The sequence below is a fragment of the uncultured Bradyrhizobium sp. genome (assembly GCF_947648125.1).
Lineage (GTDB): Bacteria > Pseudomonadota > Alphaproteobacteria > Rhizobiales > Xanthobacteraceae > Bradyrhizobium.
On sequence record NZ_CANSMR010000003.1, the window covers coordinates 121,517 to 144,658 of the forward strand.

Genomic DNA, 23,142 nt, shown 5'->3' on the forward strand with positions numbered 1-23,142 from the left:
CGAGGGAGAACGGGACATGCCGACGTTGATCGATCTGATCCAGGCAGGCCGCGCTGTCCAACGGCACCATCCATGGCCGCGCGCGGTGGTGGATGGCGATGCCTGGCGCTCCGCCGCTGGTGCCCTCGCCGATGGCGGCTTGAGCCTGCTCGGGCTATGGGGCGAACCATCATGCGTGCATATGGCCATCCTCGACGACCGCACCTCCAACATCGGCGTGATCAGCCTGGATTGTCCCGATCGCCGATTCCCGTCGGTCGCGGCCTATCATCCTCCGGCGCTTCGATTGGAGCGCACCACCCACGACCTGTTCGGGCTTCAGGCCGCCGGCACGCCGGACCCCCGCCCCTGGCTCGATCACGGCCGATGGCAAATGCGTTTCCCGCTGGGTGAGCGTCTTGATGCATCGCCAGATCCGGCGCTGTATCAATTCCTTCCGGCCGAAGGCGACGGCCTGCATCAGATCGCGGTCGGCCCCGTGCATGCCGGCATCATCGAGCCCGGACACTTCCGCTTTACGGCGAACGGCGAGACCGTGGTCCGCCTGGAGCAACGGCTCGGCTACACCCATAAGGGCGTCGAAGGATTGATGACGGGGAGCACCATCGAGCAGGCCGCGCGGCTCGCCGGCCGGGTCTCCGGCGACAGCACGGTCGCCTATGGGCTGGCCTTCGCGCAAGCCGTCGAGGCCGCGCAGCAGATTGCGGTGCCGCCCCGCGCGCTCTTGCTGCGCGCGCTGATGGCCGAGCTCGAGCGCCTGGCCAATCACCTCGGTGACATCGGTGCGATCTGCAATGATGCATCATTTGCGCTGATGCAGGCGCATTGCGCCGTGCTGCGCGAATGCGTGCTGCGCGCGGCCGACGCTGCATTCGGCCACCGCCTGATGCGCGACCTTGTCGTTCCCGGCGGCGTCGCGCGCGACATCGCCAGCGATGGACCCAATGCCATCCGGGCTGCGCTCGACCAGATTCGCCAGCATTTCCCCGCGCTGGTCGAACTCTATGACAACACCGCCTCGTTGCAGGATCGTACCGTCAGCACCGGCATCGTGACCCCGGCGCTCGCCCGGCAGTTCGCCGCCGGTGGCTATGTCGGGCGTGCGAGCGGCCGCGACCATGACGCCCGACGCCGGCCCGGCTATCTCCCCTATGATGGCCTGCATTTCGAAGTCCCCGTTCTCAGCGACGGCGACGTCAACGCCCGGGTCTGGATCCGGGTCCGCGAGGTTGAGCAGAGCCTTGCGCTGGCGTACCAGATCCTCGCCGGCCTCGAGGCCGGCCCGGTCAGGGTGTCGCTGCAAGCTGCGACGGAACCGTGCGAAGGCATGGCGCTCGTCGAGGGTTTCCGCGGCGACATCCTGGCCTGGCTGCGCCTGAGCGGCGACCGGATCGAGCGATGTCATCTGCGCGATCCGTCGTGGTTTCAGTGGCCCCTGCTCGAGGCCGCCATCGAAGGCAACATCGTGGCCGACTTTCCACTCTGCAACAAGTCATTCAACTGCTCCTATTCAGGGCAGGACCTCTGAGGACTGGAAGCGATGCGCAAACTGCTATTCCAGAGCCTGTTTCGCCAACCATTGACCGAGCAAGCGCCGCGGCCGGACGATGCTGCGCTTGCGGAGCTCGCGGCCATGGTCGGCCACACCGCAAGACGACGCCTCGGCCGCAGCCTCTCGATCCGCGAGGTCGATGCAGGCTCGTGCAACGGATGCGAGCTGGAAATTCACGCATTGAGCAATGCGTATTACGACGTCGAACGGTTCGGAATCCGATTCGTCGCCTCGCCGCGTCACGCCGATGTCCTGCTCGTCACAGGTCCGGTCACGCAGAACATGCGCGAGGCGCTGGAGCGCACATACCGCGCGACCCCCGATCCCAAATGGGTCGTCGCTGTGGGCGATTGCGCCAGGGATGGCGGATGCTTTGCCGGCAGCTATGCGGTGGTTGGCGGGGTCTCGGCGGTTGTCCCCGTCGATCTCCATATTCCGGGTTGCCCTCCTTCGCCGATGGCCATTCTGCGTGGCCTCGTCACCCTACTCGAGGCGGTAGACTCCGACGTCGCGGCAAGGTGAGAGCAGAGACGCGTTAGCGACCTGCGCCCGCCTGTGGCGGCGGCGATCGCTAGCCGCTATTGCGCAGCACCAGTTCGAAGCCGAGATCGATGCGGCGCTCGCCGCCACGCTCCAGCGTCAGCGTTGCGGCGGTACGGCCGATCGCGTCGCCATGCACGCTGATCGTGCTCAGGGTCGGCGAGATCAGCTGGCCCATCTCGAGATCGCCAAGCCCGATCACGGCGACCGGCTGCGCCGATGCAGGCCCGTCGCGCAACAGCCCGGCCTTGCGCAGCCCCGACATGAAGCCGATCGCATGGGCATCGTTGGCGGCGAACACGGCGTCGACATCTTGCAGGCGCGCATGCGCCGCCACGCTGCCGGAGTCCTTGCGGTCGAGGATCAGCCGTCGCGGCTCGGATAGACCGCTTGCCAGCGCCTCGTCCCTGAAGCCGAACCAGCGGCGGGTGCCGCGCGGATCATCGCCGCCGATGAAGGCGAGCTGCCTGCGCCCTTGCGCAACCAGATGCTTCGCGACAGCGACACCGGCCTTGTAATTGTCGAAGCCCGCGACCGCATCGATCGGGTTGGCCGGCAGGTCCCAGGTCTCGACGATCGGGATCCGCGCATTGCGCAGCAGGCGGCTGCCCTCTTCCGTTGCCGGCGAGCCGACCATGATGATCGCCTCCGGCCGCCGCGACAGCAGCGCCGCCAGCACGCGGTCCTCGCGTACCGCATCATAGCGCGACTGCGCCAGGATCACGGAGAAGCCGAGCGGCTCGAGCTTGTCGGACAGGCCCTGCACCGTGTCGGCGAAGATCGAGTTGGCGATGGTCGGCACCAGCACGCCGACCGAATTGGTCCGCGCACTCGCCAGCGCGCCAGCCACCAGGTTCGGGACATAGCCGAGGTCGCGCATCGCCCGCTCGACCCGCGCCCGGGTCTCCGGGGCAACCAGATCGGGCATCCGGACCACCCGGCTCACCGTGATCGAGGAGACGCCGGCGCGCTTGGCCACCTCTGAAAGGGTGGGCGCGGCACCGGTCGGGCCGGTCCCGGATTCGGTCAGGTCGGAGCTCATGGCCCGACCCTGCACGATTCCGGGTTGCCAAGCCACGATGTTAGCGCTAGCATCGCTCAATGTTAGCGCTAACATGGAGCAGAAAGGGAGAAACGGCATGATTTCGGACGAGCAGGCCCAGGCCTACAAGCGCGACGGGGTGATCGTGGTCCCCGAGGTGCTCAACCAGGAGACCCTGGGCAAGGTCCGCACGGTACTCGCCGAGCTGGTGGCAGGCGCCGCCGCGGTCAGCGAACACACTGATGTCTACGACCTCGAGCCGGGCCATACGCCGGAGACCCCGCGCGTCCGCCGCATCAAGGCGCCGCACAAGGTGCACCCGATCTTCGACGAGATCGTCCGCAGCCCCGCCGTGATCTCGATCCTGACCAAGCTGATCGGTCCCGGCCTCCGGCTGCACGGCTCAAAACTCAATATGAAGTCGGCGCAATACGGCTCGCCGGTCGAGTGGCATCAGGACTGGGCGTTCTATCCGCACACCAATGACGACATCCTCGCGATCGGCGTGCTGCTTGACGATTGCGATATCGAGAACGGCCCGATGCTGGTGACGCCGGGATCGCACACCGGCCGCACGATGTGGGATCATCACGGCGAGGACGGCTGCTTCGCGGGCCTGATCGATCCGGACCAGATCCAGGACGACATCAAGTGCGCGGTGCCCTGCATGGGCAAGGCCGGCAGCATGTCGTTCCACCACGTGCGCGCGCTGCACGGCTCGGCGACCAACACATCGGACCGGCCGCGCAATCTGCTGCTCTATGAAGTGGCCGCCAGCGACGCCTGGCCGCTGGTGGGCGTGAAGGATTTTGACGAGTTCAACAGCCGCCTGCTGGCGGGGCCGCCGGTGGTTACCCCACGGCTGACCGACGTACCGGTACGGATGCCGTTGCCGCCGGCCAAGCGACAAGGATCGATCTACGAGACCCAGTCGGCGTCGAAGAAATCCTACTTCACGCGCGCCGCCTGACACTGACGACAATGCCCGCGGCAAGCCGCGGGCATTGCTGCTTTCAAGACATAAAAACCAAAACAACGGGGAAACGAATGACCGAGATGGCAACAGATGGCGCTCGCACATCGCGCCTGCGTGTGATCCTGGCCGCAAGCATCGGCTCCGCGCTCGAATGGTACGATTTCTTCCTCTACGGCACCGCGGCCGCGCTGGTGTTCGGCGAGCTGTTCTTTCCGAAGAGCGATCCGGTGGTCGGCACGCTGCTGTCGTTCCTGACCTTCGGCGTCGGCTTCGTGGTGCGGCCGTTCGGCGGCCTGCTGTTCGGTATCCTCGGCGATCGCTATGGCCGCAAGCCGGTGCTGGTCGCGACGCTGTTGATGATCGGCATCGGCACCACCGCGATCGGCTTCCTGCCGACCTATTCGCAGATCGGCGTCTGGGCGCCGATCCTTCTGGTCGCAATGCGCGTCATCCAGGGCCTCGGCGCCGGTGCCGAGTATGGCGGCGCGGTGATCTACCTGGTCGAGAACGCGCCGCCGAAGCATCGCGGCTTCTGGGGCGGCTTCGCGCCGCTCGGCGTCTCCGTCGGCAATCTGCTCGCCGCCGCCGCCTTCGCGCTGGTGACGATGCTGCCGCGCGAAGACCTGATGAGCTGGGGCTGGCGCCTGCCATTCCTGGCAAGCTTCCTCCTGATCGTCGTCGGCATCTTCGTCCGCATGCGGATCACCGAGACGCCGGTGTACACCCAGGCGGTGGTTGCGCGCGGCAAGGTCGAGCGCAATCCGGCGATGGAGGCGTTGCGCCAGCACCCGCGCAACTTCTTCGTCGTGCTCGGCGCCCGGATGGCCGAAAACGGGCTCGGCTATTTCTTCCCCGTGTTTGGCCTGAGCTACGTCATCACCACGCTGGGCGTGCCGAAGGCGGAGGCGCTCAGCGCGCTGATGCTGGCCTTCACGGTCGAGCTGTTTGCGATCCTCGGCTTTGCGGCCCTGTCGGACCGGATCGGACGGCGACCGGTCTACATGTTCGGCGCGCTGGCCGGCGTGGCGCTTTCCTTCCCGTTCTTCTGGATGGTCGGCACCAAGGAATGGATCATGATCGCGCTCGCCTTCATCCTGGCGCGCGCGGTGGTGACGGCGGCGATGTTCGGACCGCAGGCGGCGTATTTCGCCGAGCTGTTCCCGCCGCAACGCCGCTTCGCCGGCTTTGCCTTCGCCCGCGAGCTCGGCTCGCTGCTGTCGGGCGGCCCGGCGCCGTTCGTCGCCACCGCTCTGGTGGCGGCCTACGGCACCTGGTGGCCGGTCGCCTGCTACGCGATGTTCCTGTCGGCCTGCACGGTGGTTGCGATCTGGATCGGGCCCGAGACCTATCAGGAGAACATCGCCGAAGACGCGAGCGAACAGGCCGAGCTGCCCGCGGCGATCCCGGCGCGGGCCTGACCGGTGGCGCAGCAACTGCGCGTCCTCCAATCGCTCTGGGCGATGGAGCGGCGGCTGGCGGACGAACCGGAGTGGCCGCTGCAAACCCAGCTCGCGATGATCCGCGATGCCGGGTTTGACGGCGCTGGCGTGCGCTTCATCGATCCCGCCTTCGCGCGCGAGGTGACGGGCTTCCTGCGCGCGCACGGCATGATCTGGCAGGCGCAATGCTATCCGAAGGGCGTCGATGACCTGAAGCCGGTGCTCGAGCTGGTGGCGCAGCTCGGCGCCGATCACATCAACCTGCAGCCGGATATTCGTCCGCGCCGGCTTTCCGATTGTATTCCGCTGCTCGAGGGCTGGCGGCGGCTTGCCGCGGAGGCCGGCGTCGCCGTGCATGTCGAGACCCATCGCGACCGCATGACGACCGACCTGTTTTTCATGCTCGATTTGCTCGACTGCTTTCCCGATCTACGGCTGACCGCCGATCTCTCGCATTATCTGGTCGGACGCGAATTCGCCTGGCCGATCGACGACGTCAATCATGCGATGATCCATCGCATCCTCGACAATGCCTGGGGCATCCACGGCCGCATCGCGAGCCGCGAGCAGGTGCAGGTCTCGCTCGGCTTTCCGCAGCACCAGGGCTGGGTGGCGCTGTTCATGGGCTGGTGGGACTACGGCATCCGTTCCTGGCGCAAGCGCGCCGGGCCCGATGCGACCTTGACCTTCCTGTGCGAGCTCGGCCCCCCGCCCTATGCCATCACCGGGCCCGACGGCAGGGAATTGTCCGACCGCTGGCAGGACGCGCTGGTCATGAAGGACATGATCCGGGCGCTGTGGGATCGCATCGCGAACGAGCCGAACGGCGCGTCATCGAGTTGATCCTGAGAAGCTGCAGCGGCATGCTACGGCGAAGCGCCATTCAGAACGCCGCGAAGCCCTCATGCGCGACCATCGGGTTCTTCCTCCTCGACGCCTCGGATGCGTCGTTGTCCTGGCCATTGCGGCCTTGGCACAGGCGAAGGCCGCCGCGGCAGAGCTGACGCTCGGCGTCGCCGCCATGCCGCGTGTTGCGACCATCGACCCACGCTTCCAGTCCTACAACATCGAGATGGTCGAGGTGACCGGCGGGAGATTCTGGAAGCCTTATGCCGTCGCGGCACGGCCGGATGCGAAGCCGGAACGGTTCGCAGCGCGCACCCCGATCGATCTGCACGACGACAGGCTACGCAGGCTCGCAGCAGCACTCGCTCCCGCCTACCTTCGTGTCAGCGGAACCTGGGCCAACAGCACGTTCTTTGCGGATTCCGACGCGCCACCATCGGCGCCACCGGCCGGCTTCAAGGGCGTACTGACGCGACAGCAGTGGCAGGGCGTGATCGACTTCTCGCACGCCGTCGGCGCTCCCATCGTCACGTCCTTTGCGATCAGCGCCGGCACGCGCGACGCTGGGGGCCGATGGACCACCGAACAGGCCCGGCAGCTTCTCGCATTCACGAAATCGACCGGCGGCGGGATCGCCGCGGCCGAGTTCATGAACGAGCCCGATCTGCCGGCCATCGGCGGCGCCCCAGAGCATTACGATGCCGCAGCATACGGCCGCGATTTTGCGACGTTCCGCGCATTCATGAAGGACGCCGCACCCGAGGTGACGATCCTCGGCCCGGGCACGATCGGCACCGGCGCGGATGCAAAGGCCCTCTTTGGGGTTTCAGCGGCGGGCATCGACGCGGTCTCCTACCATCATTATGGCGCGCTCTCGGCGCGATGCTCCGGCGATCGCACGGCACAGCAGGCCTTGTCGGACCGATGGCTGGCACGAACCGACAAGACACTCGCCTTCTACCGGGCGCTGCGCAACCGGTTCGCACCGGGCAAGCCGATCTGGCTGACCGAGACCGCGGAGACCGCGTGCGGAGGCAATCGCTGGGCTGCGACCTTCGCCGATACGTTCCGCTATCTCGATCAACTCGGACAGCTCGCCAAGGCCGGGGCTCAGGTGGTGATGCACAACACGCTGGCCGCGAGCGACTATGGGCTGCTCGACGAACAAACCCATCTGCCGCGGCCGAACTACTGGGCCGCGCTGCTATGGCGACGGCTCATGGGAACCACCGTGCTCGATGCCGGCGTCGGCAAGCAGCCCGGTCTCCACGTCTATGCGCATTGCGCGCGCGATATGCCTGATGGAATAGCCCTGCTCGTCATCAACAATGACTGGCGGATGCGACGCAGGCTGACGCTGTCGGCCGCCTCGCAACGCTATACATTGGCAAACGAAAAGCCTGCCGATGGCAATGTTCAGCTCAACGGCAGCACGCTTGCGCTTGGGGCTTCCGACCAGATGCCCACACTGAATGGCGCGCCGACCTCGGCGGGAGCGATCGTTTTCGCTCCCGCAACGATCACGTTCCTGACCGTTGCCAATGCGGGCAACGCCAACTGCCGGTAGCGATCCGACCTACGCCGCGTCGCGGTTGGCGTCGGCGGACTCCGCTGGGCGCGCCAAAAGATGGCTGAGCATGATCGCCGTCATCAGCCGCTCCATCTCAAGCCATGCGGTGACATGCGACATGGTCGGCCGGCCACCCAGCGCGAGCTGATTGACATCGTCGACCGCCGTCAATCCGCGCGGATAGAATTCGCGGAAGATCACGCGCTCGGCCAAGCCGTCGACCAGGCGGAAGTTCAGCGTCTTCGACAGTTCGCTGAGGGCTTCACCGACCAGGCGCTTGTTGCGTGAACCGAGGGTCGAGAGGCGGTTGCGCAGCACCACCCACTCGAATGCCGGTTGATCGTGCGCGCTGCGCTCGCGCCGCGCTTCCTCCACCATCTTCGAATAATGGCTGATCCCGGTTACCTTGAAGTCGCTCGGATCGACCGTGCCGAGCACGTCGAAGTCGAGGAAGCTGTCGTTCAGCGGCGTAATCAGCGTGTTCGCCAGCGAATGCGTGAACGTCGTCAGATAGGTGTCGTGGCCGGGACAGTCGATGACGACAAAATCATGCGACCGGCTGAGCCGCTCGACGATCTCGGCAAGCGCGCTGCGCCCGAGCGTCTCGACCTCGCTGCTCCGGCCGCTTACCGTCTCGAAGCACATATGCGTCGGGATGCCCAGCTCGAGCGAGGACTCCCGCGCCCAGTCCCGCCGGTGATCGACGTAGTGCGTCAGCGACTTCTGCTTGTTGTCGAGATCGATGGTGGCGACACGCTGACCCGCCTTGATCAGCGCGATGGCGACGTGCATGGCAATTGTCGACTTGCCCGAGCCGCCCTTGTTATTTCCGATTACAATTACTCGTGCGTTTGTCATGGGAATCCATACCGGACGCTTGAGTGAAAGCAGGACGAAATTGAATTTAATGAATGGATTCGAATCTCCCTGATTCGACGAATCTCGACAAGAGTCGTCGCACGATCATCGTGATCGAAATTGATGCGGCTGCGACAACATTGTCACAACCGCAATCCGAGCACGTATCGTGAACGCAGCGCGCGTCGCTGGGGCTAGCGCGCTTGGACTAGCGTGCCTGGGACTAGCGTCCCTGGAACACCGCAGCGCGGCGCTCGACGAACGACTTGATGCCCTCGGCCGCATCTGATGTGTTGAGCACGCGTTCGCGGATCTGCGGAATGATCGCAATTGCCGCCTGCTCGCCGGCTTCGATGAACTTGCGGCCCGCCTCTTTCGTCACCTGGATTCCAAGCGGCGCGTTACGCGCGATGATCTCTGCAAGCGCCATCGCACGCTCGATCTGCTGGCCGGCCGGCACGACTTCCTGCACGAGACCGATCCGGTGCGCTTCTGCGGCAGTGAACTCGTCGCACAGCAGCAGGTGATACATCGCATCGCCCCATCCGGCGCGACTGATGTAGCGGAAATGCGCGCCGGCAAGCGGCGCGATGCCGCGCTTGGCTTCCATCTGGCAGAAGCGGCTATCGTCCGCGGCAACGACGATATCGCCGGCCAGCATCATCTCGATGCCGACGGTGAACACGATGCCCTGCACCGCCGTGATGATCGGCTTCCGGCACCGCTTCGACAATCCGAAGGGATCGACGTTGCCCTCCGGCAGCGGCTTGCGCGACGCCGTCGGACCGAAGAATTTCGGCATGTCGAGACCCGCGGTGAAACTGCCGCCGGCGGCACACAGCACGCCGACCCACAGGCCGTCGTCATTGTCGAGCAGCGTCAGCGCGTCGGACAGCTCAGCCATCATCTCCGGGCTGAAGGCATTCTTCTTCGCCGGATTGTCGATGATGATCTTCAGGATGTGATCATGCCGCTCGTGGCGGACCCGCCCTTCGCTCGCGCTGCCGGACATCTGTTCCTCCCTGCTTTGTGACTGCATATTTTCTGGATGATACTTGTCATCCAGATGCATGATGGTCATAATCCAGATGGAGAGTCAAACAGGGGTTGAGCGAAGATGGGCCATTCCCAGGCCGACAAGGCCAGGAGCCGCGAGCGCATCCTGAACGAGGCTGCGACGCAGATCCGCGACAAGGGGCTGGACGCGCTCAGCATCGGAAGCCTGATGCAGCAGGTGAAGCTGACCCATGGCGGCTTCTATGGCCACTTCGCCTCGCGTTCCGACCTGATCGCCGCGGCGCTGGAGCAGGCGCTGACCTTGGGTGAGGCGTCGGCGCGCGCATCGCGCGATCCCGACAAGCCGGTCAGCGTCAACGCGCTGGTGCGAAGCTATCTCAGCCGCAGCCATCGCGACTCGCCGAAGTCGGGCTGTGCGATCGGCGCGCTGATCTCGGATGTCGGCCGCGCCGACGTGCAGTGCCGCGCGGTGATGGAGCCGCACATCGAATCCTTCATCGCCAAGGTTGCCGAGACGCTCTGCGACGACGACGATAGCAGCGCGATCGTCGCGGTGAGCGCGATGGTCGGCGCGCTGGCGATCTCGCGCGTCATCACCGATCCGAAGCGGTCCGATGCCATTCTGCGCACGGTGCGCGATGCCATCGTCGCGATGGCGTCCGACCAATGATTTCACCCGCGCCGCGGGCGCCTTGATGGAGTGAGCCATGAACGACAAATCCGCACTCGAGCCGACCGCTGTACAGGGCAGCGTGCTGATTGTCGGCGTCGGCGCATCCAACGGCCTGGGAGCCGCGATCGCGCGTCGTTTTGCAGCCGGTGGCCATCCCGTCGCGATCGCCGGGCGCAACGCCGAGAAGCTCGCCGCAACGGCGGCCGAACTCGCGGCAACCGGCGCCAAGGTCACCCACGTCGTCGGCGATGCTTCGACGGCAACCGATGTCGCCCGCTTCGTCGAGGCTGCCGGGAAGCTCGCGCCACTGGCGATGGCCGTGCACAATGCAGGCTCCAACCGGCCCGCGCCGTTCCTCAAGGTCAGCGAGCAGCGCTTCGAGGAGCACTGGCGCGAACACGCGCTCGGCGGATTCCAGCTCGCACAGGCCGCGATCCCTGCCCTGCTCGCGCGCGGCGGCGGCACGTTGGTGTTCACCGGCGCCAGCGGCTCGCTGCGCGGCAAGGCCAACTACGCGCCATTCGCCTCCGCCAAAGCCGCGCTGCGCGCGCTGGCGCAGAGCGTGGCGCGGGAATTCGGGCCGCAAGGCATCCATGTCGGCCATGTCGTGGTCGACGGCGGCATCGAGGGCGATCGCCTGCTCAGCGCACGTCCGCAATTGAAGGACGACCGCGGGCCGGATGGGCTGCTCAACATCGCGGCCATCGCGGACGCCTATTGGGTGCTGCATCACCAGCATCGCAGTGCATGGACGCTGGAGCTCGACCTGCGGCCATGGGCGGAGTCGTTCTGACGGAACCGCGCCATCGTCGTTCTCCAGAGGAAATGGGTTGCGATCCGCCGGAATCTTGTCAGGCTGTGCGACAAGGTTCGAGGAGATCGCACCCATATCCCGGGAGGAGGCCATGTCGCAGCCCACGCCGATCCTGCATCACTTCGATCAGTCGCCGTTCTCCGAGAAAATCCGCGTTATCTTCGGATTCAAGAAGCTCGCCTGGAACTCGGTGCGGACTTCCCGGATCATGCCGCGGCCGGATCTGATGCCGATGACCGGTGGCTATCGCCGCACACCGACGATGCAGATCGGCGCGGACATCTATTGTGACACCCAGATCATCATCCGCGAGCTGGAGCGGCGCTATCCGACGCCGACGCTGTTTCCCGCAGGCCATGCCGGGATGCCCTGGGCGCTCGGCATGTGGACCGACCGGCCATTCTTCCAGAACACGGTCACCCTCGCGTTCGGCTTCATCGGCGACAAGGTGCCGCAGGATTTCATCGAGGATCGCGAGAAGCTGCGCGGCGCCAGATTCGATGTCGCCGCCATGACCGCGGCGCTGCCGCAGATGCGCGACCAGTTCCGCGCCAATGTCGACTGGATCGAGGCGCAACTTGGCGATGGCCGGCCGTGGCTGTTCGGCGAGTTCAGCCTCGCCGACGTCAGCGCCTACATGAACGTGTGGTACGCACGACAGAGCGTCGCCGCGATCGACGAGATCATCAAGCCCTTGCCGCGCGTCGCGGCCTGGGAGGAGCGCGTGCGCGGCATCGGCCACGGCACGCGCACCGAAATGTCGTCAGCGGACGCGCTCGAGATCGCGGCGAAGGCAAAGCCGGAGACGCCTGTTTTTGGCGACCCCTTGGATCCGAACGGTCGCAAGCCCGGCGACATCGTCAGCGTGATGCCCGATGACTACGGCAAGATCCTGGTCCGTGGCGAGATCGTCTCGCTGTCGGCACAGCACATCGCGATCCGCCGGTCCGACGAACGTGTCGGCGAGGTCGTGGTGCATTTCCCGCGGGCCGGCTTCCTGGTCATCCCGGGCTGATCGCCGCAGCCTCGGCCGCAGGCCGGACACAGCCGACCTGGAAACGCTGCGTTTCACGGCGTGACCTTGCCGGCCGGCGAACAGGCAATACCTCCACTGCATCTCCAACGAAGGCTCCACAGCGCAGGCTTGCGGACATCTCCGCAGCAACATGACCTTTCGGCCTGCGTGCGATGGGTGGCCCGTGGCGGATACTCCGCCACGCCGACAACTGGACTGACTGATGACGACCTCTCTCGAATTCGGGCTCGACACATTCGGCGACGTCACCAAGGACGCTGCCGGCGCGCCGCTGCCCCACGCCCAGGTGATCCGCAACGTCGTCGACGAGGCGGTGCTGGCCGATCAGCTCGGGATCGATTTCATCGGGCTCGGCGAGCACCACCGGTCCGACTTTGCGATCTCCTCCCCCGAGACCGTGCTGGCGGCCATCACCGCGCGCACCCAAAACATCCGCCTTGGCTCGGCGGTGACCGTGCTGAGCTCGGACGATCCGATTCGCGTCTTCCAGCGCTTCGCAACCGTCGACGCGGTCTCGAACGGCCGCGCCGAGGTGATCCTCGGCCGCGGCTCGTTCACCGAGTCGTTCCCGCTGTTCGGCTTCGACCTCCGGCAATACAACGAGCTGTTCGAGGAAAAACTCGATCTGTTCACCGAGCTCCTGAAGCAGGAGCCGGTGAGCTGGGAAGGCAAGCTGCGGCCGCCGCTCAAGGGCCAGTCGGTCTATCCGCCGGTCGAGCACGGCCGGCTGAAGACCTGGATCGGCGTCGGCGGCAGCCCCGAATCGGTGGTGCGCGCGGCGCATTATGATCTGCCGCTGATGCTCGCCATCATCGGCGGCGACCCCAAGCGTTTTGCGCCCTATGTCGACCTGCACCAGCGCGCCTACCAGCAGTTCGGCCGGACGCCGAAGCCGATCGGCGTGCATTCGCCGGGCTACGTTGCCGAGACCGACGCGCAAGCTCGGGAAGAGCTGTGGCCCGACTACAAGGTCATGCGTGACCGGATCGGCAAGGAGCGCGGCTGGCCGCCGATGGGCCGCGACGAGTTCGTGGCTGAGGCCGAGCACGGCTCGCTCTATGTCGGCGCGCCGGAAACCGTCGCCCGCAAGATCGCGGCGACCGTGAAGACGCTCGGTGCGGCGCGCTTCCAGCTGAAATACTCGGCGGGCCCGCTGCCGCACGAGAAGCTGATGAAGAGCATCGAGCTCTATGGCCGCAGGGTGGTGCCGATGGTGCGCGACATGCTCGCCGCGTGAGGTGCTGTACTGACCCGGACAACACCGCGCAGGCCGATCTATCGGGGAGATTTGGCAGGATGATATGTAAACGGATCGGCTGCCCAACCTCTGCCGCTTCGCACAACCCAGCCCATCGCCACCAGCTTCCGACACGTCGGATTGACGCGTTGTATCGTGGCCTCTTCACCGAACAAGCGCTCGGCAAGTTGGCGTTCGGTGAGACCCGGTTGTTCGCGGACCATGCGAACTATTTCTTGGGCAATCGTCATGACCACCCTGACGATCGATCGGTATCCCGGTCTAGTCAATGACCTAAATGAGACATCCCGCAAGAAATGGCCACAGCAAAATAAGCAAAACCCCCGGCGCGTTGGCGCCGGGGGCTCTATTAGATCGAAGTCAGATCAACCGGTATTACCAGTTGCGCTGAGCGCGGAGCAGAAGGAGAAGCGTGTTCTGGTCCTTCAACTCGTACGTGGCGAGCGGCTTGCCGATACCGACGCTGGCGTTGGTGATCGTACCAGACATCTTCTGATCCAGGTGGGTGTAGGTCAAGTCAGCCGTGAAGGTCAGGTTCTTGACGGGGGTCCACTGGGTCTGCGTACCGATCTGCGCGATGTTGTAGTCGGGGTTGCAGGAGGTCAGACCAGCGGTACCGAACGTGGCGCCGAACGAACCACCCACACCGTTGCCAGCCGGGCCGCAGATGTAGCCCTTAGCCGTGTCGTTGTAGCGGACGCCAGCGTAAGCACCGTAGATGCTGGTGTTCCAGTAGGGGCTCCAGTTGTGGACGTATGCACCGCGCATACCCCAAGTCTTGATCGACTGCTGCGAGCCACCGTTGATGAACACCGTGTCAGGCGCAATGCCGAAACCGACGCTCTGGTAGGCGCCAGCCAAGCCAGTGCCGCTGTAGATGGTGTTTGCACCAGCCGAACCGGCAAGGTCCTGGATGTTGTAGCGAGTCGCACCGTCCGTGTAGACACCCTGGATGTTGATGGTGTCGCCAGGTCCAGTCGGGATGTTCTTGATCGACAAGGCCAACTGACCTGCCCAACCCCACTTGTCGTCCGGATGACCGGTCAACTCAGTGCCGCCGTAGTAAGCCACGTGGTTGTCATGCGCCGCGAACGACGCCTGGAACAGACCCCAAGCTTGGTCGACGCGCAGCATCGCGACAAGATCCGGAGCAATCGTGCCGGCGTAGTCGCTGGTGCCGAACGGGCCGAGCGCGCCCGGAGCGGCGCCGAGGTTCATGACGCCAGCCTGATAGTAGGCCGTCTGATCCTGAGCCGACAGAGACAGCGACACGCCGTTGCCGAACTGAGCGGTGTAGGTGAACTGGTTCACACCAGTGATCGTGCCGCCGCCGCCGACGAGACCGTCGAAGTTGTTGCCCGGATAGTTGGCCCACGGAGCCGAGAACTGTGAGACCGCCTTACCGATGGTGAAGCCGGCGAACTGGATGAAGGCGTAGTAGACGCCGACCGTACCGCCTGCAACCGCGCCGGAGTTGGCGTTGTTCGGAGCCTGAACCGCGCCGATCGGCGAGTAAACGGTCGCGCCGTTACCCTGTCCGGCGTAGGTGTCCGTCGTCCACGAGAACGTCGCATCGAAGAAGGTGCGGACCACGCCGTATTCGGTCGCGGTGCGCGTATCGATGTTCAGGTCTTCACGAGAGCGCCAAGTGTAGCCGTTGGTGAAGCGATTGTTAGCGGCACCAGCACCCGAGGTGTTGCCGGTGTCATCCGAGTTGGTGTTCGCCAGAACGTCGACACGCAGGTAGCCGCCCAGCTTGATACAGGTATCGGTGCCCGGGATGTAGTAGAAACCGGGACCATACAGGGAGCAAACCTTCACGTACTCGACCGCTTTGGCCTTGACGGGAAGATCGGCCGCCTGAGCTCCGCCGACCGCGACGAGAGCCGCCGCCGAGCCGAGGATAAGGCTCTTAACCATCTTCATGTTAAACCTCCAAGTTGCTCTATCTCAGGGAAGGTTCCGGATCCGCCGGGTAAAACACCCTAGGTTGGTTCCCTTTGTCCCTTAAAACCCCGCCTAGTCGCTTCGCGCCTTCGGACACACCCGCATGAACGCGAGGGACTTAAGCGAACCACCTAAAACGGGACGACCTCGGGATGCCCCCCTCCGTCGCAGTTCCATATGAGACAGAAGGCCCCCGATCACGCAACAAAAGACCGCTCGGGTTGGGACGAGTTGCGGCTGTTTTCGGGCAAATGTTGCACAAATATCACGGGCATTTGAACTGCAGCATCTCGACAAGCTATTGAAATATAAGACAAATATTTCAGATACCGCTGGCGGGCACAAGTTTGAGCAATACCGGGCGGAACGGTGTGCAAAACGCGTAGTCCTACGGAGAAAGCGAAAATCGGAGCCTGTTCGGGCGCCGCTGATTCCGGCTCCGTGCACAATATTTCGGCTCGAAAATGCCGGTATCTGAACGACATAGCCCGCCCCAAATACCGCCGACTCGCGCCTGGAAGGGGGCATTCCGATTGCTCGGAGCAGGCTGGAAGACGGCGGACGGACCGCCTCAGATGTGCACTACCGGCGCTACATGTCACCGCGATGTCAGCGTGCGGAATCAGTCGATTTGTTCTCCGCAGCCGAGCGCGCGATGAAATATCTCCACTGCTCGCGTAATGCACTCACATGACGCGAAGCAGCCCGATGCAGCCACAAGACTCGCATCTGAAGAGAGTCAGGCGGCGCGGTGAAGCGGCGCGATCGTTCACATCAGAGAGCGCCCGACGAAGGCCTGGCCAGGGGTAACGTCGTACTCACTCGTCCAAAATATCGAGCAGATCATCGATCCGCTCGAAGGGCGGTTCGTTGGTCTTGCCTGAGTAAAAGACGCGATCACCGTCGCGTTGTAGCGATCGTGCTCTTGATTTAGGCAGCCTCCCCGGCAGAAACGTCGCTGCGACGGCCTCCGGCCCGACGTCGAGCCTCACGATACCTCGCCGTTTGCAATCGATCCTGAGCCTTGCCGCCGCGAAGAAATCCCGGCCCGCCGATGGCAGCCTGCCGAAGCGGCGAGAGGTCTCCTCTTCCAGATCTTCCAGATCGTCTTCGTTCCTGCACCTCGCGACGCGGCCATAGATTTCAAGGCGCATGGATTCCGATTGCACATAATTCTTGGGCAGCAGATCCACGAGTGGAAGGTTGAGATCGGGCACCCAAAGATCCGCAGCCCGGTCGTTGGTCTTCTCCGAAGCCTGTTTCAGAAGGTGGCTATAGAGCACCGGTCCGAAAACCTGCACGTGGCCGGATTGCCGTTCGGACAGCAGATCTCCGGCACCTCTGAGGTCCAGATCGCGCTCGCTGATCGCGAAGCCGGCGCCCGGCCTGCTGAACTCCTCGAGAACGGCCAAACGCTTGCCCGATTGCTCCGAATTCGATTCCGTCAGCATGTATGCGAAGGCACGCGTGCCACCGCGTCCCACGCGCCCTCTGAGCTGGTGGAGCTGTGCCAGACCAAACTTTTCCGGCCAACAAACCACGATGGTGTTCGCCCGCGGAATGTCGAGACCGCTTTCCACGATGTTGGTCGCCAGCAACACGTCGGCCTCGCCTTCGACGAAGCTCATCATCCGGTCGTCAAGCTCATCGGCTGGTAGCTTGCCATGCAGGCAAACGATGCGCAGCTCCGGGGCCACCGCCTGCACGCGCGCCAGCAGCGGCTCCAGATCCTGGATGCGCGGACAGATCAGGAAGCTTTGCCCGTGACGTCTCTGCTCGCGCAGCAGGGCAGCGGCAATGGCGGCGTCCGAAAGTGGCGCGATCTTGGTCACGACCGGAAGCCGATGCACCGGCGGGGATGCGATCACGCTCAGGTCCCTGAATCCGGCGAGACCCGCCGCAAGCGTGCGCGGGATCGGCGTGGCACTCATCCAGAGCGTATGGACGCTCTTCGCCAGGCCCGAAAGCTTGGCCTTCTCCGCCGCCCCGAAGTGCTGCTCTTCGTCGACAATGACCAGACTCAGCTTGGCGAATTTCACGTCCTTCGCGGCGATCGCCTGGGTGCCGACCACGATCTTCATCTTTCCGCTTCGCAGGGCTTCCTTCGTCTGCTTCATCTCCGCAGTCGACGTCGCGCGCGACAAGCTTCCGACGTCGATGCCGAGCGGGGCAAACCGTTTGCGGAATGTTGCGACGTGCTGCCTTGCCAGAACGGTCGTCGGCACGACGACGGCAACCTGCTTGCCTGACAGGGCCACGGCCGCCGCCGCGCGCAAGGCAACCTCGGTCTTGCCAAATCCGACGTCGCCGCAGACGACCCGGTCCATCGGATGACCCGACGCAAGATCATCCAGCACGTCCCGGATTGCCTTCGCCTGGTCGACGGTCGTGAAATACGGAAAGCGCGCGACGAACCGCTCGTATGCGGGACCGGGAGCGACCAGTCTGGGCGCGCGCCGGCGGCGTCGCTGCGCGATGTGTTTGGCAAGCGCCTTGGCGGCAAGTTGAATTTCCTGCTCCGCCTTGGTCCGTCGCGCCCACCACGTGCTTCCGTCCGCCCTGTCCAATGTCAGCTTGCCGCGCTCCGCCGCATACGGCCAGATCAGCGCAAGGTCGGCGGGCGGTACGAGCACGGCATCATCCCCGGCAAATCCCAGCCTGACCATCTCGCGCGATGATCCCTTCCCCATGTCGAGGGTTTGCAAGCCATCGAGCACTGCCAGCCCGCGCGGCAGATGAACGACGAGCGCGCCGCGCTCCGGCACATCGGGATGATCGAAAGCTGCACCCCAGGCTCTGGCCATGGGCTGCGGATGATGCGCCCGGCTGCCGAGCACGTCGGTCGCCGTCACGACCACAAGCGGCTTGCGGCCCGAACCGATGAAGCCGGTGTCGAAGTCAGCCAGCAGCGCCGCTTCGCCGCCTCGCCCCTTCGCCGCCTCGCTCCAACCTCCGACGCGCTCCGCCTTGATCCCGCTCATGCGCTCGATCGCGCGCAAATCGTCCTCCACCGCCGCAACAAAGACCAGCCGCGATCCGGCGCGCTGCGTGTCGGCGACGAACGCGCGGAGCGCTTTTCGCGACGAGGCGACCTTCGAGAAATCGGGCGTCGGGGTGAACGCCGCCTTGCGAGGCAGCGCACTCATGCGCTTGGTCAGCCGCTTCCAGTCGCCGGGGCCGAAGTACTCGCGGTCCGCCTCTCTGCGGCCGGCTGCCTCCTTGATCGTGCTCAGCCAGCTATCGGCATGACCTGCAACTCCCGCGTCTGCGATCCAGCGGGCGCGCGGACAATAATCCGGCAGCGCCGCCCGCTGTGCCCGCTTGCCTCCCAATGCGATCCGTTCCGACATCGGATCGATCAGCAGTTCCTGGGTATCGAACACGACGTCGTGTTCGTTGGGATCTACCCCGGCTATCCTGCGGATCACGCCAGCGGAATGCTCGATTCTGTACGGCCCGAGGGCGCCGGCAGGAAACACTTCAAATGTCATTCCGTGGAAAAGGACGCTTCCAGGATAATCCGCCTCTTCGTCGAGATCGTATCCCAGAGCTTCCAGACGATCCTTGAGATCCTGCTCGGCATAGCGCGCACCGACCTTCAGGCTGGTGCTGAGGCGGCCCCAGCTCGCGGGCAGCGGCAACCGCTCCATGATCGCCTCCGCCGTCGACACCAGGAAGACCGGCTTCCTGCTCTTCGCAAGACGCCGCAACACCGAACTCCGCCTGCCGGCGATCTCGTGCGACGGCTCCAGCCCGTCAAACGGCAAGGTATTCAGCCTCGGGAACACCAGCACCTCGAGCGAAGGATCGAGCGAATGCAGCACGCTGCCGAGGCGCTCCGCCCTGTTCTCGCTTTCCGCAAGGAAGACGATGCCGTCACGGCCCGACTCTTTCCATTGCTCGAGAAGATGCAGTGCCAGCATGCCGAGTGGCGAGGAGGATGAGATCCCGGAACGCGTCAATCCCTTGCTGTTCTTCTTCGCGCCAGCAGCCGCGCGGGCCTTCTTGGTCTTCGCCACGTCAAATCCATCGTTATTGCGCAAGTTCGATCGCCCGGAGACAAGCATCTCCGGTCGATCGCGGGCCGCCGGCGCCCCCCGACGCACGCGGCCAGCGCCCTCATTACAGCCTCGCAATCGCGTTGGATAGCCGCGGGTTCGGGATCAATTGCGGCATCGGCATGTCTCGCTCCACGCCACCATCCTTCTTGCAATCCAGCATACACGTCGGATCGCGCGATCCGCGCGTCCGAGAATTCACCCGCCCGAAAAATCACCGCAAGCACGCTGCGCATCGCGCTCATTCGAATTGTCTTAGGGGTGTGAGCCACATCGGCACCGATGCCGACGACGACGCGCAGGGCATTCGCCTTGCGCGGCGAACAGCTTCGATTGTCTTGAGACGTTCCTGCAAGGTCTTCTTCATCGCCGTCCCATTCACAAGCCATCGAACAAGACGTTCTGGACATCACGAGGCCGTCAGGCGGTCGCGCGGCGCTGCTGTGTCACGCAACAAAAACAGGGAAGGTTATCATGAAGACGAAATCGTTCGCCGAACGCGTGCTGGGCACGACCTCGCTGGTCGCGTTGTCGGCCGCCGCCATGATCGGAGCCCAGCAACCGGCTGCGGCCCAAACCGGCATCTACGGCGGCGGCAGCACGCTGTCGTCGCTGGCGCTGCGGCAGATCTTCGACTGCTATGCGGGCTCGACGCTGGCCAATGACGGCCAGGCGTTCTCGCCGAGCTTCTCGACCGCAACCCCGAGCCCGAACCTGCTGCCGACCAGCTGCACCCTCGGCTCGACCTCGGTCGAGGGATTGTTCGCCGCCGTCGGCTCCGGCAACGGCCAGCGCGCCTACATCGCCGACGATGCGCGGCAACTGTTCCGCGGCAGCCCGGATTCCGCGCCGGCCGTGGTGCGCAAGCCTTCGGCCAAGCCGCCGTTCCGCGACACCGCCAATGCGGCCTTCAAGAGCTATCCCTATCCGCGGCTCGACTTCGCCGCCAGCGACGCGCCGCTCGCCAGCTCGATTTCCAGCCTGACCACCATCTCGTTCAGCAATTTCGTCCCGTCGACCAATTGGCAGAACACGCTGCTGATCGGCGCCCTGAGCAGCTCGTCCGCGAGCTTCAGCACCTCGGCCGTCGGCGCCCCGATCCAGGTCCCGGCCATGGAAGTCCCGGTTGCGATCGCGGTCAACACCGCGAACTCCACTTCGGGTGTGACCTGGACCAACCAGTCGGCACTGTCGCCGAACAGCCAGGCCGGCGGAGCGATCCAGCTCACGGCCGCCCAGCTCTGCGCGATCTTCTCGGCGACCGTGACGGACTGGCATGACACCTCGACGCTGATCCCCGCGCTCGACGCCAACGGCGTGCAGCAATTCCAGCACTTCTACGACGCCAACACCAACGGCTCGCTGACCCCGGTCGCCTATACCAGCGGCCGGCTGCCGATCAAGGTGGTCTACCGTGCGGATGATGCCGGCGCGAGCTTCATCCTGACCAACTACCTTGCCAACCTCTGCCCGCTGCTCGATCCGACCGGCACCTACAACTACAAGAAGATCTTCACCGGGGTCGGGGTCGGCGGCAGCGCCACCGCGAACCTGCCGTCGGGCAAATTCGTCCGCCTGCTCGACAACATCAAGGCGGTGAAGAGCTCCGACCAAAGCGACCCCTACGATGTGGATGACGACGAGGAACGTCCGGATCCGCACTGGATCAGCGCCTCGGGCAGCAACCACGAAGCGCTGAAGATCGGCACGGACCCGCGCTTCGCCGGCCGCATCGGTTATCTCAGCGCCGACTTCACGCAGCCCTATGCGCAGGTCGTGACCGAGGAAATCGCCGGGACCACGATCTCCGCGGCGGCTCCGCTGTCGGCCAGCGTCCAGAACGAACGGCAGCGCCTGCTCGGCGTCTATCATCCGGGCCAGGTCGGCAGCAACGGCAGGGCGCAGAACTTCGTCCCGCCGACGCCGAACAATGCCGAGCTGGCGTTCGCCAACCTGACCGCTCCGGACATCAACAGCAGCTATGATGCCTGGAACCTGTATGCGCAGGTCTACCCCGCCGGCACCGTGGTTGGCGGCGTGACCTATGACGGCCTGTCCGTGATCGGCATCCCGCTGCAGTCGCAGACCGACTATCCGATCACTGGCGCGAGCTTCCTCAACGTGTACAGCTGCTACGGCGACACCGCCGGGACGCGGGTGCCCGCCGTGAAGAACTGGCTCGCCTGGTTCTTCGGCGGATCGGTCACCGGGCTGCCGAACTACAATCCGGCGGCATCGAACGCCGACAATCCCGGCTACGATCCGAATGTCGCCCGGGTCATTCGCAATAACGGCTTCCACGAGCTCGACGGCGTGTGGGCCACCAACATCCTGAATGCCTATCTGATCTCGAGCGCGGCCGGCGGCCTGCCGAGCGCGATCGCGGCCTACAGCACGTCGGGCACGCAGACCGATGGCTGCACGGGTGTCACCGGCGGCGCGAAGTAACGCCCAATATGAGATCGTGATCCGGGACGATCCGGATCACGGTCTCACGCAAGACATCAGCAGCCGGGCTCTTGATCGGGGCTCGGCTGTTTTCTTGCCGTCTCAGCCGGTTTTGGCGGCAGCGCGGTGCGCTGCGGCGAGCTCGAAATAGCGGCTTCCGGCGTGGGAGACGATCGCATCACGGTTGAGTAGATGCTGGATGCAGATCGCCGCGAGATCGTAGGAGCCGTAGCAGTGATGGGCGACCAGCGCGAGATGCTTGAGCTGCTCGGAGCTCATCGCATCGGCCTTGGTGAAATCGCGGACATAGACGGCGTCGGCCTCGACCAGCTGATTGAACGCCTCATAGGGATTGGTGCCGCGCATCGGCCAAATCATCCGCTTGTCGATCGCCATCAGGGCATGGGGAATGAAGCCCTGGCTGCGCAGCTCGAGGTCGATCTCGCCGAACACCGGCTGCTGCTTGTACAGCGGGAGAAACGAGACCTCGGTCTGGATGACGACCGCCTCCGCGAGCCGCCGCCGCCCATTCTGGAAGATCGCAAGTTCCGAGCCCTGCACGTCGATCTTGAGATAGTCCAGCGCATCGATCTCGCCGATGTCATCGAGCCTGTGGGTCGCGATCTTGCTGTCGGCGATGATGCGGCCCCACTCGTTGAAGCCCTGAAAGTGCTTCAGCATCAGCGGATCGGGCTCCAGCAGGCTGGTCATCCCGGGCGCGGCACAGACGCGAAGGCGGGCCTGCTCGCCGTTGCCAATGACGTAGGGCAAATAGGTTTCGAGCTCGCTCTTGCGGGCATTCAGCTCGGCCAACGCGCTCGGCTGCGGCTCGAAGCCGAACAGCCGGCACAGCCGCTTCTGCAGCAACGGCACATAGGGCGGGACGTCGATCGGGTTGGCACCGATATCGACCACCGCGGTGAGACGTTCGGGTACAAGCAGAGCATTCAGCGGGTCGATCTCGGCAGCTGGGACTGATGGCGCGGGCGCGGTTGACGGGGATGACATCATAGGACCTCACGGAGCGGCGCAAGGCGCGTCGAATCTTGAAGTCGAAGCGCGCAGCTC

17 protein-coding genes are annotated in these 23,142 nt (G+C 64.8%); 11 read left to right on the forward strand and 6 right to left on the reverse strand.

The features are described 5' to 3' along the window. The first annotated feature begins 16 nt into the window (after nucleotides 1–16). Together Q0030_RS07600 and nuoB are read left to right on the forward strand one after the other, a co-directional pair. Nucleotides 17–1,528 (forward strand): NADH-quinone oxidoreductase subunit C, encoded by a 1,512-nt coding sequence (locus Q0030_RS07600; RefSeq protein WP_298364923.1) that lies wholly within the window; start codon nucleotides 17–19, stop codon nucleotides 1,526–1,528. Between the two features lie 12 nt (nucleotides 1,529–1,540). Then, nucleotides 1,541–2,074, forward strand: coding sequence for an NADH-quinone oxidoreductase subunit NuoB (gene nuoB, locus Q0030_RS07605; RefSeq protein WP_298364930.1), 534 nt, complete (start codon nucleotides 1,541–1,543; stop codon nucleotides 2,072–2,074). A gap of 49 nt (nucleotides 2,075–2,123) precedes the next feature. Here nuoB and Q0030_RS07610 read toward each other — a convergent pair whose 3' ends face one another. Continuing rightward, nucleotides 2,124–3,134 (reverse strand): LacI family DNA-binding transcriptional regulator, encoded by a 1,011-nt coding sequence (locus tag Q0030_RS07610; RefSeq protein WP_298364932.1) that lies wholly within the window; start codon nucleotides 3,132–3,134, stop codon nucleotides 2,124–2,126. 97 nt (nucleotides 3,135–3,231) lie between these two features. Here Q0030_RS07610 and Q0030_RS07615 point away from each other — a divergent pair, with 97 nt between their 5' ends. The 4 genes from Q0030_RS07615 to Q0030_RS07630 all read left to right on the forward strand — a co-directional run bounded on the left by Q0030_RS07615 (nucleotide 3,232) and on the right by Q0030_RS07630 (nucleotide 7,962). Beyond that, nucleotides 3,232–4,104 carry a phytanoyl-CoA dioxygenase family protein gene (locus Q0030_RS07615; RefSeq protein WP_298364934.1) on the forward strand — a complete coding sequence of 291 codons (873 nt, stop codon included), beginning with the start codon at nucleotides 3,232–3,234 and terminating at the stop codon, nucleotides 4,102–4,104. Nucleotides 4,105–4,181: 77 nt separating this feature from the next. After that, entirely contained in the window at nucleotides 4,182–5,528 is a 1,347-nt protein-coding gene (locus Q0030_RS07620; RefSeq protein ID WP_298364936.1) for an MFS transporter, read from the forward strand. A gap of 3 nt (nucleotides 5,529–5,531) precedes the next feature. After that, the gene (locus tag Q0030_RS07625) at nucleotides 5,532–6,392 is read left to right on the forward strand and encodes a sugar phosphate isomerase/epimerase (RefSeq protein WP_298364938.1); all 861 of its coding nucleotides are present in this window, start codon (nucleotides 5,532–5,534) and stop codon (nucleotides 6,390–6,392) included. Between the two features lie 127 nt (nucleotides 6,393–6,519). Then, nucleotides 6,520–7,962 (forward strand): hypothetical protein, encoded by a 1,443-nt coding sequence (locus Q0030_RS07630; protein ID WP_298364941.1) that lies wholly within the window; start codon nucleotides 6,520–6,522, stop codon nucleotides 7,960–7,962. A gap of 9 nt (nucleotides 7,963–7,971) precedes the next feature. Here Q0030_RS07630 and Q0030_RS07635 read toward each other — a convergent pair whose 3' ends face one another. Both Q0030_RS07635 and Q0030_RS07640 read right to left on the reverse strand, forming a co-directional pair. After that, on the reverse strand, nucleotides 7,972–8,823 hold the full coding sequence (locus Q0030_RS07635) for a division plane positioning ATPase MipZ (RefSeq protein ID WP_298364944.1): 852 nt from the start codon (nucleotides 8,821–8,823) through the stop codon (nucleotides 7,972–7,974). Between the two features lie 223 nt (nucleotides 8,824–9,046). Further along, entirely contained in the window at nucleotides 9,047–9,835 is a 789-nt protein-coding gene (locus Q0030_RS07640; RefSeq protein ID WP_298364945.1) for a crotonase/enoyl-CoA hydratase family protein, read from the reverse strand. Nucleotides 9,836–9,940: 105 nt separating this feature from the next. On the opposite strand from Q0030_RS07640, the gene Q0030_RS07645 reads away from it, so the two are divergent. From Q0030_RS07645 to Q0030_RS07660, 4 genes are all read left to right on the forward strand, one after another. After that, complete coding sequence (locus tag Q0030_RS07645; RefSeq protein WP_298364947.1) at nucleotides 9,941–10,510, forward strand: TetR/AcrR family transcriptional regulator; 570 nt, start codon at nucleotides 9,941–9,943, stop codon at nucleotides 10,508–10,510. Between the two features lie 37 nt (nucleotides 10,511–10,547). Next, nucleotides 10,548–11,306 carry an SDR family NAD(P)-dependent oxidoreductase gene (locus tag Q0030_RS07650; RefSeq protein ID WP_298364949.1) on the forward strand — a complete coding sequence of 253 codons (759 nt, stop codon included), beginning with the start codon at nucleotides 10,548–10,550 and terminating at the stop codon, nucleotides 11,304–11,306. A 112-nt stretch (nucleotides 11,307–11,418) separates the two neighbouring features. After that, nucleotides 11,419–12,342 (forward strand): glutathione S-transferase family protein, encoded by a 924-nt coding sequence (locus Q0030_RS07655; RefSeq protein WP_298364955.1) that lies wholly within the window; start codon nucleotides 11,419–11,421, stop codon nucleotides 12,340–12,342. 223 nt (nucleotides 12,343–12,565) lie between these two features. Continuing rightward, complete coding sequence (locus Q0030_RS07660; RefSeq protein WP_298364957.1) at nucleotides 12,566–13,600, forward strand: LLM class flavin-dependent oxidoreductase; 1,035 nt, start codon at nucleotides 12,566–12,568, stop codon at nucleotides 13,598–13,600. 396 nt (nucleotides 13,601–13,996) lie between these two features. Here Q0030_RS07660 and Q0030_RS07665 read toward each other — a convergent pair whose 3' ends face one another. Both Q0030_RS07665 and Q0030_RS07670 read right to left on the reverse strand, forming a co-directional pair. Continuing rightward, nucleotides 13,997–15,547, reverse strand: a complete 1,551-nt coding sequence (locus Q0030_RS07665) for a porin (protein ID WP_298364959.1) — start codon at nucleotides 15,545–15,547, stop codon at nucleotides 13,997–13,999. An 839-nt stretch (nucleotides 15,548–16,386) separates the two neighbouring features. After that, nucleotides 16,387–19,491 (reverse strand): DEAD/DEAH box helicase, encoded by a 3,105-nt coding sequence (locus Q0030_RS07670; RefSeq protein WP_298365739.1) that lies wholly within the window; start codon nucleotides 19,489–19,491, stop codon nucleotides 16,387–16,389. Between the two features lie 609 nt (nucleotides 19,492–20,100). Between Q0030_RS07670 and Q0030_RS07675 the strand changes: the two genes are divergently transcribed. Next, on the forward strand, nucleotides 20,101–22,074 hold the full coding sequence (locus Q0030_RS07675) for a substrate-binding domain-containing protein (RefSeq protein ID WP_298364961.1): 1,974 nt from the start codon (nucleotides 20,101–20,103) through the stop codon (nucleotides 22,072–22,074). 102 nt (nucleotides 22,075–22,176) lie between these two features. Here the strand turns inward: Q0030_RS07675 and Q0030_RS07680 are convergent, their stop codons facing one another. Further along, entirely contained in the window at nucleotides 22,177–23,082 is a 906-nt protein-coding gene (locus tag Q0030_RS07680) for an FkbM family methyltransferase (protein ID WP_298364963.1), read from the reverse strand. Nucleotides 23,083–23,142: the final 60 nt, after the last annotated feature.

What these genes read in the sequence shown, in the direction of transcription:
- Q0030_RS07655 (WP_298364955.1), top strand. Translation starts at nt 11,419, where the DNA reads ATGTCGCAGCCCACGCCGATCCTGCATCACTTCGATCAGTCGCCGTTC.
- Q0030_RS07620 (WP_298364936.1), top strand. Translation starts at nt 4,182, where the DNA reads ATGACCGAGATGGCAACAGATGGCGCTCGCACATCGCGCCTGCGTGTG.
- Q0030_RS07675 (WP_298364961.1), top strand. Translation starts at nt 20,101, where the DNA reads ATGAAGACGAAATCGTTCGCCGAACGCGTGCTGGGCACGACCTCGCTG.
- Q0030_RS07650 (WP_298364949.1), top strand. Translation starts at nt 10,548, where the DNA reads ATGAACGACAAATCCGCACTCGAGCCGACCGCTGTACAGGGCAGCGTG.
- Q0030_RS07640 (WP_298364945.1), bottom strand. Translation starts at nt 9,835, where the DNA reads ATGTCCGGCAGCGCGAGCGAAGGGCGGGTCCGCCACGAGCGGCATGAT.
- nuoB (WP_298364930.1), top strand. Translation starts at nt 1,541, where the DNA reads ATGCGCAAACTGCTATTCCAGAGCCTGTTTCGCCAACCATTGACCGAG.
- Q0030_RS07635 (WP_298364944.1), bottom strand. Translation starts at nt 8,823, where the DNA reads ATGACAAACGCACGAGTAATTGTAATCGGAAATAACAAGGGCGGCTCG.
- Q0030_RS07670 (WP_298365739.1), bottom strand. Translation starts at nt 19,491, where the DNA reads ATGCTGGCACTGCATCTTCTCGAGCAATGGAAAGAGTCGGGCCGTGAC.
- Q0030_RS07660 (WP_298364957.1), top strand. Translation starts at nt 12,566, where the DNA reads ATGACGACCTCTCTCGAATTCGGGCTCGACACATTCGGCGACGTCACC.
- Q0030_RS07665 (WP_298364959.1), bottom strand. Translation starts at nt 15,547, where the DNA reads ATGAAGATGGTTAAGAGCCTTATCCTCGGCTCGGCGGCGGCTCTCGTC.
- Q0030_RS07600 (WP_298364923.1), top strand. Translation starts at nt 17, where the DNA reads ATGCCGACGTTGATCGATCTGATCCAGGCAGGCCGCGCTGTCCAACGG.
- Q0030_RS07615 (WP_298364934.1), top strand. Translation starts at nt 3,232, where the DNA reads ATGATTTCGGACGAGCAGGCCCAGGCCTACAAGCGCGACGGGGTGATC.
- Q0030_RS07645 (WP_298364947.1), top strand. Translation starts at nt 9,941, where the DNA reads ATGGGCCATTCCCAGGCCGACAAGGCCAGGAGCCGCGAGCGCATCCTG.
- Q0030_RS07680 (WP_298364963.1), bottom strand. Translation starts at nt 23,082, where the DNA reads ATGTCATCCCCGTCAACCGCGCCCGCGCCATCAGTCCCAGCTGCCGAG.
- Q0030_RS07610 (WP_298364932.1), bottom strand. Translation starts at nt 3,134, where the DNA reads ATGAGCTCCGACCTGACCGAATCCGGGACCGGCCCGACCGGTGCCGCG.